Source organism: Pseudomonas sp. D1-36 (assembly GCF_051132205.1).
In the GTDB taxonomy this organism is placed as follows: domain Bacteria; phylum Pseudomonadota; class Gammaproteobacteria; order Pseudomonadales; family Pseudomonadaceae; genus Aquipseudomonas.
This window is the reverse complement of the sequence record NZ_CP071674.1, coordinates 573,675-586,371: the sequence shown is the minus strand read 5'-3', so window position 1 is coordinate 586,371 and position 12,697 is coordinate 573,675. Positions and strand designations below refer to the sequence as shown.

Sequence of the window (12,697 nt, the reverse complement as noted above, 5' to 3'; positions counted from 1 at the left end):
AGGAACGTATCTGCAAAGCAGAGCACTATCGACCGCGAACCGCTTGTTCCAGCTCGGCAAAGCTTGGACGGTGCGCCGGGTACAGGACCTTGCGGCCGAACTCCACCGCCAGGGACGGTGGCATGCCCGAGGCCGAGGCCACCAGGGAAGCCTTGATGGCTTCATAGACATTGAGTTCTTCCTTGGCGTCATGGGCCAGGGAGTGGGCCAGCGGGCCGAAGAAACCGTACGCGGCCAAAATACCGAAGAAGGTACCCACCAGTGCCGCACCCACGTGCAGGCCGATGGAAGCCTGGTCGCCTTCCCCCAGGGACGCCATGGTCACCACGATACCCAATACCGCCGCAACGATACCGAAGCCGGGCATGCCGTCGGCGATGCCGTTGACTGCGTGGGATGGGTGCTCCAGGTCTTCCTTGAGGCTGTACAGCTCCATGTCGAACAAGCCTTCCAGCTCATGGGGCGCCATGTTGCCGGACGACATGATGCGCAGGTAATCGCAGATGAACGCGGTCATGCGCTCGTCTTTCAGCACCGAAGGGTACTTGGCGAAGATCGGGCTGGCGGCGGCGTCTTCGATGTCGCCCTCGATCGCCATCATGCCTTCGCGGCGGCTCTTGTTGAGGATCTCGTAGACCAGCCCCAGCACCTCAAGATAGAAGGTGTGGCTGAAGCGCGAGCCGAACATGCTCAAGGATTTCTTGAGCACATGCATGGTCATATAGCCAGGGTTCGCCTGGAGGAATGCGCCAAGAGCCGCACCGCCGATGATCATCACCTCGAACGGTTGGATCAGCGCAGCGATCTTGCCATGGGAAAGCACGTATCCGCCGAGCACGCTCGCGAACACGACAATGATGCCGATAATTTTAGCCATAGATAGAAGGTTCTTATTTAAGTCGGGTTCAAGGTCATATTCGGAAGCTGAAAAATCTCTTCTTCTACTTATCGGCAAAACTGCGCCAGACTATAGCCAGTTCCGGCGAAAAGCCAATTTGCCCCGTTCCGGGCGTAGATACCTCATGCGAAGATCACGTCCAACCATGGCTAACGAAACGAACGTTCCAACTCCAAGACCGACCACGATCGAAGGCTGGGTAAAGCTGCTCGAAGGCGTCCATTTGCCGGTGCCCCAGGCCAGTCATGACCTGGTCTGCAAGGCCATTTCCGACAGCCGCCGCTCGTTGCGCGACATCGCCGAATTGATGCAGGACAGCCCCGCGCTGGCCCTGAGCGTCATCCGCGAAGCCAACCATCACACCCACGGCAGCCTGGCGGAGCCGGCTGAGAACCTCGAAGTGGCGATCAACCGCCTCGGCCTCAAGCGCACCGAGGAATTGCTCGCGCGCCTGCCTTCGCTACCGGCGCACCAGATACCGGTCGCCCTGCGCCAGTTGCAATTGATCAGCCAGCACGCTACACAACAGGCCAATGGTTTTTTCGCCAGCCGCCTGGCGCGGCTGTGGCAGGACATCCACTGGGGCAGCCTGTTGTTCCTGTCGCCGCTCTGGCCCTTGGCCCTGACCCATCCACGCCTGCTGGCGGAATGGGAGCTGCGGGTCGTCCATAAACGCCAGCCGGCCAGACAGGTCGAGCGCGAACTGTTCGGCGTCAGCCTGCTGAACATCTGCCTCGCGTTGGTGGAGGCGTGGCGCCTGCCCATCTGGGTGGCGCAAGGCTATCGCCTGCTGCTGAATGAACGCCGCGAACTGATGAAAGTGCTGCGCATCGCCCGCGACAGCGAACATCCGCTACGCCAGCAGAATCGCCTGGACGACGACCCGACGCTGCGGCGCTGGCTCAATCAACCCGCCAATACAGTGCTGCTGGCCAATGGTCTGGCACTGTCGGCGCAAGAGGCCTGGGAAAGCCCGCACAGCGCTCGCTGGCAATACCTCACCAGCCTGTATCTGCAGATGCCGATGGACGAACTTCAGCAGCAACTGCACCAACAAGCCGCCAACAGTGCTCGCCAGCACACCATGCCGGACCTCTGGCACCCCGCCGTGGCACTGATCTGGCCCCCGGGCAGCCGCCGCGTGCATCCCGGCTTGTTGCCCGCCGCCCCGCCCAGCGCCCAGGACCTGTCCCAATGGCGCAAGCAATGCGCCGCGCTGTTGGTGGAACCGAGCCCTTTCAGCAACGCCATGCACCTGACCACTTCGGCGCGAGATACCCTGGTGGCGTGCGGCATGCGCCGGGTGATGATTTTAATGCCCGATCGCAGCCAGACCAGCGTTCGTGTGCATCAGACCGCCGGCCTGCCCAAGGAAGCGGCGGCGATGAGCTTCTCCATCAGCCAAAGCAAGGTCTTGCAGCGACTACTGGCTCAACAGGCCCAGGTTCGCCTGACTCCTGAGAACAACGCCCAGTTCTCCGCCTTGCTGCCTCCGGGCCTTCGCGCCCTGTTCCGAGGCGAGCACCTGCTGTTGCGCTCACTGACGTGTAATGGACGGGTGATCATGCTAGTGGTCGCGGACCAGGGTGGCGGTCCGTTCTCGGACGTGACCGTTCAGGCTTTCGGCAAGACCGTGCAATGCATCGAAAGGGCCCTGCACAGCTTTACCAACCGTGGCCGCTGAACTTGCTACAATCCTTTCCCTTTGCGCCCCAGGAGACCTCACATGCCTGACTTCTCTGGCTTGCCGCTGGTAATCGAGCCCAACGAGCTCTTGCCGCGCCTCGATGCTCCCAATCTGATTCTGGTGGACCTGACCAGCGCGGCGCGCTACAGCACCGGCCATATTCCTGGCGCGCGCTTCGTCGATCCCAAACGCACGCAACTGGGCCAGCCCCCGGCGCCGGGACTGTTGCCGGCGAAGGCCGACCTGGAAACGCTGTTCGGCGAACTCGGGCATAACCCTGGCGCGGTCTATGTGGTGTATGACGACGAAGGCGGCGGCTGGGCCGGGCGTTTTATCTGGCTGCTCGACGTGATCGGGCACTCCAACTACCACTATCTCGACGGCGGGCTGTTGTCCTGGCTGGACCAGGGCCTGCCGGTGTCGATCGACACCCCGGCGCCGGCCGCCGGCGATGTCAGCCTGGTGCTGCACGACGAACCCACCGCCACTCGCGAGTACCTGCAAAGCCGTCTTGGCTCGAAAGACCTGGCGATCTGGGATGCGCGCGGCCCGCTGGAATATTCCGGTGAAAAAGTCGTGGCGGCCCGGGGCGGACACATCCCCGGAGCGGTCAATTTCGAATGGACGGCCGGCATGGATCCTGCGCACAGCCTGCGCATCCGCAAGGACATGCCGCAGATTCTCGAACAGCTGGGCATCACGCCCGATAAAGAAGTCATCACCCACTGCCAGACCCACCACCGCTCTGGCTTCACCTATCTGGTGGCCAAGGCGCTCGGTTATCCGCGGGTCAAGGGCTATGCCGGTTCATGGGGCGAATGGGGCAATCATCCCGACACGCCCATCGAGCTTTGAAGATTTAAGGACAGTTAATGAAAAACCGCTTGTTCATCCTCTCCCAATACCTGCTGCCGCACCACCTGCTGTCGCGGCTGGCCGGCTGCATCGCCGAGTGTCGCGTTCGCTGGTTCAAGAACGCCTTCACGGCCTGGTTCGCCAAGCGTTACCAGGTGGACATGTCCCAGGCGCTGGTGGAAGACCTCACTGCCTATGAACACTTCAACGCGTTTTTCACCCGCGCATTGAAAGACGGTGCGCGTCCCCTGGACGAAACGCCCGGCGCGATCCTCAGTCCCGCCGACGGCGCCGTCAGCCAACTCGGCCCGATCGAGCATGGCCGGGTGTTCCAGGCCAAGGGCCATAGTTTCAGCGTGCTGGAACTGCTGGGCGGGGATGCGGCCAACGCGGCGCCATTCATGGGCGGCGACTTCGCCACCATCTACCTGTCGCCCAAGGACTACCACCGCGTACACATGCCGCTGGCCGGCACCCTGCGGGAAATGGTCTACATCCCAGGACGGATTTTCTCGGTCAACCAGACCACCGCCGAAAACGTCCCGGAGCTGTTCGCCCGCAACGAACGCGTCGCGTGCATTTTCGACACCGAGCGCGGGCCGATGGCCGTGGTGCTGGTGGGCGCGATGATCGTCGCCTCCATCGAAACCGTCTGGGCCGGCCTGGTGACACCGCCCAAGCGCGAGTTGAAGACTTTCCGCTACGATGAGGCCGCTCGCGCGCCGATCCACCTGGAAAAAGGCGCCGAACTGGGCCGGTTCAAGTTGGGTTCAACCGCTATCGTGCTGTTTGGACCAGACCAGGTGAAATGGGCCGAAGACCTCGTGGCGGGCTCGCCGGTGCAGATGGGCCAGGCCCTGGCACTGCCGAACGCCTGATCCAAAAGCTCACCCAGTGGGAGCAAACTCGCTCCCACTGGGTATCCGACAATCACAGAGCACCTCTTTCGCCTACAGCTGCTAGAGTTGGAAACATCCTTTTCATTTCCCGCCGGAGCCCGTCCACGGCATGAATGAGACCAGCCCTCTCCAGCTACTGCGCGTCTTGACACCGACCCAGTCGCGCCTGTCTTTCTGCGATGCCGCGCCACGCGACCTCAAGCGTTGGATCGCCAACCTGCCCAAGGCCAACATCGGCGAAACCGCTCGCCTGCTGTACCAGGCACTCGGCGAGCTGAACCAACTGCTGACCCCCAGCGATAATCGCCTGCAACTGCTGGAGCTGCTGCGACCAGAGGTTTATTACGTCTGCAAGCACCTTGAGCGGCACTTTCTGCAGCAGGCCATCGTGCTGGATGAGCGATCGCGCAAGATCGTCAACCTGTGCCAGGCCCTGCAAGCCCACCTGGCGATGGGCTACAAACAGATCGTCGGGCGTATCTCGTCGAAATTTTCCAAGGACCGGGCGCGCCTGCTGGCTACCGCAGCGCAACGGGCAGTCCACGCGCTCAATAGCACGTTGCTACGCTCCAGCCAGTTGTACAGCCCTGTGCCCGAGGGGCTCTGGCTCGATCTGCATCAGCTGTACCGGATCGCTTGCCGGCATAAACTGCAGCACCTGGCCGTCAGCGATGAACTGGCCAGCCAGGTTCACCAACTGAACGTCGAGCAAACCTACGTCGTCGCGCTATTGCTGGGCGCCTCGCGCAGCAACCAATTGCGCCAGAGCCAGATTGCCCGATTGGCCGAAGTGCTCGAACCCTGGAGCCAAGGGGTCAAGCTGGACCCGGCCGTGACCGCCTCCAGCCTGTTCGCGGTCGCGCCGCAGTTGGATGTCGGTCCGCGCTACCGCTCGAAATTCCGGGCGGAACAGCAACCCACGCTGCTGGGTTTCGACCCACAGCCGCTGGTGCGTGCCATTACCACCCACTTGGCGCAACCGGTCGAGTCGACGTTGACGGTACCGGCCGGCATGAGCGCCGACACCTTGCATCATCTGCAAGCCGCCTGGGGCGAAGCTGCCGAGCGCAGTTTCCAGCGCACCGAGGGCAACGGCACACTGACCCTGTGCGTGGGCATGAGCGCCTTGCATTATTACCTTGGCGGCGAACGCTCATTCAGTGAAATCCTGAAGAACCCGGCCACCCGCAAGGCCCGCTTCGAGGCGTCGCCCACCCGGAAAAACGATACCTGGGACCAAGCCTTCGACGCAGCGCCCAGCGGTGACAGTGAGCTTTTGCCCTACGAAGAAATCGAATACCCGGTCAATCCGGCCGATGATGACGCCGCAAGCTCCGACAACCAGCACCATTTCCCCACCTACGACTTGCCGATCATCAACCACAGCCCGGGAGGTTACTGCCTTGGCTGGCCGAAGGAGGTGCCGGAACAACTACAGGCTGGGGAAATGGTGGGTATCCGGGACGCCAACGACCAGAGCTGGAGCATCGCCGTGGTGCGCTGGATTCGCCAGGTGCGCAATGGCGCCATGCAGATGGGGATCGAACTGGTCGCGCCCCATGCCCAGCCGTGCGGCCTGCAATTGCTTCGAGAGCAAAACGAGCAAGGGCACTATCTGCGCGGGCTGCTGCTTCCGGAGATCAGCGCCATCGACTTGCCCCCCACCGTAATCGCCCCGCGCCTGCCTTTCCAGGAAGGCCAGCAGGTGTTGATCAACACCAATGGCGAGGAACGGCGCGCTGGGCTCGATCGACGAGTGACCAGCACCCACAGTTTCAACCAGTTCGCTTATCGCCAGGACAAATCAGCGGCGAACGGGGGTGACGGCACGCAAGAGGGGGATTTCGATTCGTTGTGGAAGTCGCTCTAAGGAACAACAACTATTGCGTGGCGAGGGAGCTTGCTCCCGCTGGGCCGCGAAGCGGCCCCGAAACCTGACACCCAGGCGTTTCAGGTGGGCCGTATTGGGCCTGCTGCGCAGGCCAGCGGGAGCAAGCTCCCTCGCCACGGGTATGCGAAATCCAACGATCGGCGAATTGCTCAAACCTGCCCGTCGCGATCCCGGAAGCCCAACAGGTACAACACCCCATCCAACCCCAAGGTCGAAATCGCCTGCCGGGCCGATTGCTTGACCAGCGGCTTGGCCCGGAACGCCACGCCCAGGCCGGCGATGGCCAGCATCGGCAGGTCGTTGGCTCCGTCGCCCACGGCAATGGTCTGCTCCAGGCGAAGGCCTTCTTTTTCGGCCAATTCGCGCAGCAGGTCCGCCTTGCGCTGGGCATCGACGATCGGCTCGACGGCCACGCCGGTGACCTTGCCGTCCACCACTTCCAGTTCATTGGCGAACACGTAGTCGATGCCGAGCTTGGCCTGCAACTGTTTGGCGAAATAGGTGAAGCCGCCGGACAGGATGGCGGTTTTGTAGCCCAGGCGCTTGAGTTCGGCGAACAGGGTTTCGGCGCCCTCGGTCAGCCGCAGTGAGGCGCCGATGGAATCGAGCACGCTGACGTCCAGGCCCTTGAGCAGCGCCAGGCGTTCTTTGAAACTGGCACGAAAATCCAGCTCGCCGGCCATGGCCCGCTCGGTGATCGCCGAGACCTTATCGCCCACGCCAGCCGCCTTGGCCAATTCGTCGATGACTTCGGCTTCGATCAACGTCGAATCCATGTCGAAAACCGCCAGGCGACGGTTGCGGCGGAACAGCGAATCTTCCTGGAACGCGATGTCGACGTTCAGCTCCTGGGCCACGCTGAGGAACTCGGCCCGTAGCGCCTGGGGATCGGCCGGTTCGCCGCGCACGGAAAACTCGATGCAGCCCTTGCCCTGGTCAGCCGGAGTATCGAGCGGCATACGCCCGGAGAGTCGGTCGATATGGTCGATGTTCAGCCCGTATTGGGCGGTGATCGAACTGACCCGTTGCAACTGCTCGGCGGTCACCTTGCGGGTCAACAGCGTCACGATGTGGCGCTTCTTGCCCTGGCCGGCTACCCAATGCTGGTAATCGGCTTCGGATACCGGGGTGAAACGCACCTGCTGGTCAAGCTTGTAGGCCGTGAACAGGATGTCCTTGAGCACCGACTTGCTTTGTTCGGCGTCCGGAATTTCAACCAGGATGCCGAACGACAGCGTGTCATGGATCACCGCCTGACCGATGTCGAGAATGGTCACACCACCCTGGGCCAGAACGCCGGTAATGGCCGCAGTCAGACCCGGACGGTCGCTGCCAGTGATGTTTATCAGGACGATTTCGCGCAAGGCGCACCCCCGCAGGTGGAAAAAAACCGCATTCTACCCACATTCAGTGACCATCGGGCACCGCCAGTGCTTTGCCGGCCATGGGCCTGTCGCTATACTGCGCGTCAACTTCACGGACAAAGAGCCGAGCTCAGTGAACCGGCCCACGCCAGTCAAAACCGACAACTTCTTCCTGCTGATCTTCCGTGCATTGCGCCATCGCCGCGTGCCGATTGCATTGCGCATCGCCAGCCATAACGTGATCCTGGTCGCCCTGGCCCTGGTCATCTATGCATGCGTGATGGGCCTGCAATTCAAGCAGGCCATGCATGAGCAGGCGGACGCCCTGGGTGAAAGCCTGACCACCCAGACCGCCACCTCCGCCACCGAGTTGCTGGTGTCCAACGACATCCTCAGCCTCAACGTGCTGCTCAACAACCTGACCAAGAACAAACTGGTCGCCCACGCCGCCATCTACAGCGTGGACAACCGCATCCTCGCGGAGGCCGGCCAGCGCCCTAAACCTGGCCTGCTGGGCGAGACCGGCGGCATGTACCAGAGCAAGATCACTTTCCAGGATGTGACGGCCGGGCAACTGCGCATCAGCCTGGACATGGACCAGTTCCAACAACCGATGACCATCAGCCTGCAAAGCATGGGCATTCTCAGCGCGATCCTGCTGGCGCTTGCCCTGGCCTTGAGCCTGCGCCTGGGACGGCACATCTCCACGCCGTTGTTGCAATTGCGCGTCTGGCTGCGGGACATCGATGAACACACGCCGGCGACCCAGCGCCAGGATGAGATCGGCGACCTGGCTCGGCAACTACACGCCAGCTTCGCGCCGGAACCTGAGCCGGTGCCGGAGCCTGAAGACATCGACTACGTCGACGAGGACGATGCCGAGCCGGGCTTCGAGGTGCGCAACCTGCGTGACCCGGGCTTTGACGAAAGCGCACCGATGCCCGCCTCCCGCTCTGCGCCGCGCCATGTGGTGCGCACGGTCGAAGACGAGGAAGACGACGACGCCTTTGCCGATTTGCGCGACGACGCGGTGACCGGCGCTCCTCAACCGGCTGCCCGCCCCGCCTCGAACGTGCCCCAGCACAGCGCCGTGCTGGCCGTTCAACTGGGTGCCCAGGATCAGCTGCGCCGCCTGCCCCAGGCGCGCCTGAAGGAGCTGCTCGAACGCTATCGCGACTGCCTTGACCAAGCCGCATCGCTTTATCAAGGCGAACTGCATACCCTCAATGACGGCAGTACGCTGATGCTCTTCCATGCCGAAGACAGCGGCGACGACTACCTGACCAACGCCATTTGCTGCGGTGAACTGCTGCGCGCGCTGGGTCATCAATTGCAAATCGAAGTCGCCGACAGCGGCATCACCCTGCAATTGCAGTTGGGCTTGACCTTGGGCGACGGCCTGTTCGGCCTGAGCCAGATCGACCTGCTGCTCACCGAAACCGCCCAGGACGCATTGGCCCTCTCCCAACACAGCCGCAACTTGTTGCTGGTGGAGCGCAAGATCAACGATGACGCCCTGATCCGCCAACGCACCCGCATTCGCCCCATCGCCAGCCCGGAAGGCGCTTGCTGTGTGGAACGATTGATGGAGCCATATCCATCGATGCTGGAGCGGCAACTGGCGCGCATGCATGAGCGTCAGGCCTGAGGTCTCGGCCCTGAAATAATAAAACCCGCAGATGAGTAATCATCTGCGGGTTTTTTGTTGCCTTCGCTGGCCCTATCGCGAGCAAGCTCGCTCCCACAGGGATCTTCATACGACCGTAGGTCCCCTGTGGGAGCGAGCTTGCTCGCGATAAGGCCAGCACAGACACCAGATATTCCAACCGGCAGAAACAACAAAGCCCGCATCAACGCGGGCTTTGTCTGGCAGTCATCAAATCGTCAGAACCGGAACACTTCCATGTCCGTACGAATCGGCAGAGCCATGGGAATCTTGTCCTTTTCCTTTTCCACCGGCTTGGCCGGAGCGGGCGCCGCCTTGCGCGGGACTTCCGCGATAGGGGGTTGGTTGGCCAGAGGCTTGAGCGACACGGACAGTTGCTCGGCCAGGCGCTGCAAAAGCACGCCTTGAGCCTGGACCTGCGCCGCGGTGGTGCCTGCATGCTGCTCCTGCAGGTGCACGATACGGTTTTCGCGAACCGTGCCGCGACGATCGATCAGCCGCCACTGGGCATCCAGTACCGCAGGTTGGGATTTGCCTGAGTCCAGACGGGTAATCGACAACAAGACCTGTACGTCCGGAGTGAACCCCTGGGTAGCGGGGGCCAGTACCACGCGCTGGCTGTCCAGGTGTCCGGCCACCTGACGCAGCAATAATTGATCGATGTCCGAAGACAGGCTGCCGGCCCAACGACCATCGGTGGCGGCTTGCAGGCTGCCGTCCGGTTGACGTTGCAACAAGGTTTCACGCTGCAGGTAGTCAGCGATCAGAACCGGGCCAAGCAGTACGGCCATGCCTGTGCTTTGTGCAGGCTGGGCCGGGGTACCGCTGTCCAGTTGGTACAGCGACACCGGCTGGTTCATGCTGCAGCCCGCCAGGCCAAGCAGGCCGGCGAGCCACAAAATAGGAAGGCGCAGAGCAGTCATCGTCTCGTCCAGGTGGCGGCCACAAGGCTTACCACAGTGAAAAATACTCGGTCATTATTGAAGAACGCTCGGCCACGCCGGCGCTTGAAAGGGCCTATCATCCGTGAATATGCGTCCCGACTCCAGCGCCAAAGCACCGATCCGCGGCTTTTAATCGCGGACCGAGCCCTCTAGCACGCTCAATTGAGGTTTTCGACGAGCAGTGCATCCACCCGCTGAAAACCTCTTGGAAGCTTATTGCCCCGCCGACCACGTTCACCTTTGTAATGCTCAAGATCGTCCGCTTTCAATGAAAGCGTACGCTTTCCAGCCTGCAGCACAAGCGTGGCACCCTCCGGTATCACTGCAATATCCGTGACATATTCCTCGCGACTCGCCACCCGTTCGCCGGAAATACCGATAATCTTGTTGCCCTTGCCTTTACCGAGCTGTGGCAGATCGCTGATCTTGAACACCAGCAACCGGCCCTCTGTCGTCACCGACGCCAGCCAATTGCTCTCGCGGTCGATGACTGGGCGAGGCGCGATGACTTTGGCGTTGTTCGGCAGGCTCAACAGCGCCTTGCCCGCCTTGTTCTTGGCTTGCAGATCCTCACCCTTGACGACGAACCCGTACCCGGCGTCCGACGCGATAACGTACAGCCCGTCATCATCAGGCATCAGCACACATTCAAAAGTTGCACCCGGTGGTGGCGTCAGACGACCGGTCAGCGGTTCGCCCTGTCCACGGGCCGATGGCAAGGTGTGGGCCGGGACCGAATAACTACGCCCGGTGGAGTCGATGAACACCGCAAACTGGTTCGAACGCCCCGGCGCCAAGGCCTTGAAGCCATCCCCGGCCTTATAGGAAAGCCCGGCGGCGTCAATATCATGCCCCTTGGCCGAGCGCACCCAGCCTTTTTCAGAGAGCACGACGGTAACCTTCTCGTTCGGCAGCAGGTCGTGCTCGCTCAACGCCTTGGCTTCGGCGCGCTCGACGATCGGCGAGCGACGGTCGTCGCCGTAGGTTTCGGCGTCCTTCAGCAGCTCGGTGCGCACCAGCTTCTTGAGCTTGGCTTCGCTGCCCAGCAAGGCTTGCAGCTTGGCTTGCTCCTTGAGCAGTTCGTCCTGCTCGGCACGCAGCTTCATCTCTTCCAGGCGCGCCAACTGGCGCAGGCGAGTGTCGAGGATGTAGTCGGCCTGGATTTCGCTCAGCGCAAAACGCTCGATCAGCTTGGCCTTGGGGTGCTCCTCGGTCCGGATGATGTGGATCACTTCGTCCAGGTTGAGGTAGGCAATCAGCAAACCGTCCAACAGGTGGAGGCGGCGCTCGACCTTGTCCAGGCGGAATTGCAGGCGCCGGCGCACGGTCTTGACCCGGAATTCGAGCCACTCCACCAGCAACGCCCGCAGGTTCTTGAGCTGCGGCTTGCCGTCCAGGCCGATGATATTGATGTTGACCCGGTAGCTGGACTCCAGGTCCGTGCTGGCGAACAGGTGCTGCATCAGCGCTTCGTGGTCGACCCGGCTGTTGACCGGGATGATAACGATGCGGCATGGGTTCTCGTGGTCGGATTCGTCACGCAGGTCAGCCACTTGCGGTGCTTTCGAAGGCTTTGCCTGCATCATCGCAGCAATCTGTTCCAGGACCTTGGCCCCTGACACCTGATGCGGCAACGCCGTGACAATGATGTCGCCATCTTCGATGTGGTACACGGCGCGCATGCGCACCGAACCGCGACCGGTTTCATAGATTTTCAGCAGATCGGCGCGGGGCGTGATGATTTCCGCTTCGGTCGGATAATCCGGCCCCTGGATATGCTCGCAGAGCTGCTCCACCGTGGCCTTCGGCTCGTCCAGCAAACGCACGCACGCAGTGGCCACTTCCCGCAGGTTATGCGGGGGCACGTCGGTGGCCATGCCGACGGCGATGCCGGTGGTGCCGTTGAGGAGGATATTCGGTAAACGCGCCGGTAACACCAGGGGTTCGTCGAGGGTGCCGTCGAAGTTAGGGCCCCAGTCCGCGGTGCCCTGGCCCAGTTCGCTGAGCAGCACCTCGGAATAGCGCGACAACCGCGCCTCGGTGTAGCGCATGGCCGCGAAGGACTTGGGATCATCCGGCGCACCCCAGTTGCCCTGCCCGTCCACCAGCGTGTAGCGATAGCTGAACGGCTGGGCCATCAGCACCATCGCTTCGTAGCAGGCCGAGTCGCCGTGGGGGTGGAACTTACCGAGCACGTCACCGACGGTACGGGCCGATTTCTTGTGCTTGGAGTCAGCATCCAGCCCCAATTCGCTCATGGCGTAGACGATCCGCCGTTGAACCGGTTTCAGGCCATCGCCGATGTGCGGCAAGGCGCGGTCCATGATCACGTACATGGAGTAATTGAGGTAGGCGTTTTCGGTGAAGTCAGCCAGCGACCGGCGTTCTACGCCGTCCAAGCTGTCTGCAAGAATATCGCTCATGCGGGCCTCATCAGTTCGTTGTCTGGCGCAACGGCGCATTGCCGTCGCGCAGGATAAATTCAAATGCTTG

General features: G+C 62.1%; 9 protein-coding genes. 5 read left to right on the top strand and 4 right to left on the bottom strand.

What is annotated here, in order from left to right:
• Positions 1–25 precede the first annotated feature (25 nt).
• On the bottom strand, positions 26–877 hold the full coding sequence (gene motA, locus J3P76_RS02570; RefSeq protein WP_198797221.1) for a flagellar motor stator protein MotA: 852 nt from the start codon (positions 875–877) through the stop codon (positions 26–28).
• A gap of 166 nt (positions 878–1,043) precedes the next feature.
• Here motA and J3P76_RS02565 point away from each other — a divergent pair, with 166 nt between their 5' ends.
• The 4 genes from J3P76_RS02565 to J3P76_RS02550 all read left to right on the top strand — a co-directional run bounded on the left by J3P76_RS02565 (position 1,044) and on the right by J3P76_RS02550 (position 6,209).
• Entirely contained in the window at positions 1,044–2,582 is a 1,539-nt protein-coding gene (locus tag J3P76_RS02565) for an HDOD domain-containing protein (RefSeq protein ID WP_420766180.1), read from the top strand.
• 42 nt (positions 2,583–2,624) lie between these two features.
• Positions 2,625–3,440 carry a rhodanese-like domain-containing protein gene (locus J3P76_RS02560; RefSeq protein ID WP_434701456.1) on the top strand — a complete coding sequence of 272 codons (816 nt, stop codon included), beginning with the start codon at positions 2,625–2,627 and terminating at the stop codon, positions 3,438–3,440.
• A 17-nt stretch (positions 3,441–3,457) separates the two neighbouring features.
• On the top strand, positions 3,458–4,318 hold the full coding sequence (asd, locus tag J3P76_RS02555; RefSeq protein ID WP_420766178.1) for an archaetidylserine decarboxylase: 861 nt from the start codon (positions 3,458–3,460) through the stop codon (positions 4,316–4,318).
• 130 nt (positions 4,319–4,448) lie between these two features.
• The gene (locus tag J3P76_RS02550; protein WP_434701455.1) at positions 4,449–6,209 is read left to right on the top strand and encodes a molecular chaperone; all 1,761 of its coding nucleotides are present in this window, start codon (positions 4,449–4,451) and stop codon (positions 6,207–6,209) included.
• A gap of 170 nt (positions 6,210–6,379) precedes the next feature.
• Here the strand turns inward: J3P76_RS02550 and serB are convergent, their stop codons facing one another.
• Positions 6,380–7,594: a phosphoserine phosphatase SerB gene (serB, locus tag J3P76_RS02545; RefSeq protein ID WP_420766176.1), complete on the bottom strand. Its 1,215-nt coding sequence runs from the start codon at positions 7,592–7,594 to the stop codon at positions 6,380–6,382.
• 133 nt (positions 7,595–7,727) lie between these two features.
• Here serB and J3P76_RS02540 point away from each other — a divergent pair, with 133 nt between their 5' ends.
• Positions 7,728–9,242, top strand: a complete 1,515-nt coding sequence (locus J3P76_RS02540) for an AhpA/YtjB family protein (protein WP_434675787.1) — start codon at positions 7,728–7,730, stop codon at positions 9,240–9,242.
• Between the two features lie 236 nt (positions 9,243–9,478).
• Here the strand turns inward: J3P76_RS02540 and J3P76_RS02535 are convergent, their stop codons facing one another.
• Positions 9,479–10,183: a PqiC family protein gene (locus J3P76_RS02535; protein ID WP_420766174.1), complete on the bottom strand. Its 705-nt coding sequence runs from the start codon at positions 10,181–10,183 to the stop codon at positions 9,479–9,481.
• A 179-nt stretch (positions 10,184–10,362) separates the two neighbouring features.
• Complete coding sequence (gene parC / locus J3P76_RS02530) at positions 10,363–12,627, bottom strand: DNA topoisomerase IV subunit A (protein WP_420766173.1); 2,265 nt, start codon at positions 12,625–12,627, stop codon at positions 10,363–10,365.
• Positions 12,628–12,697: the final 70 nt, after the last annotated feature.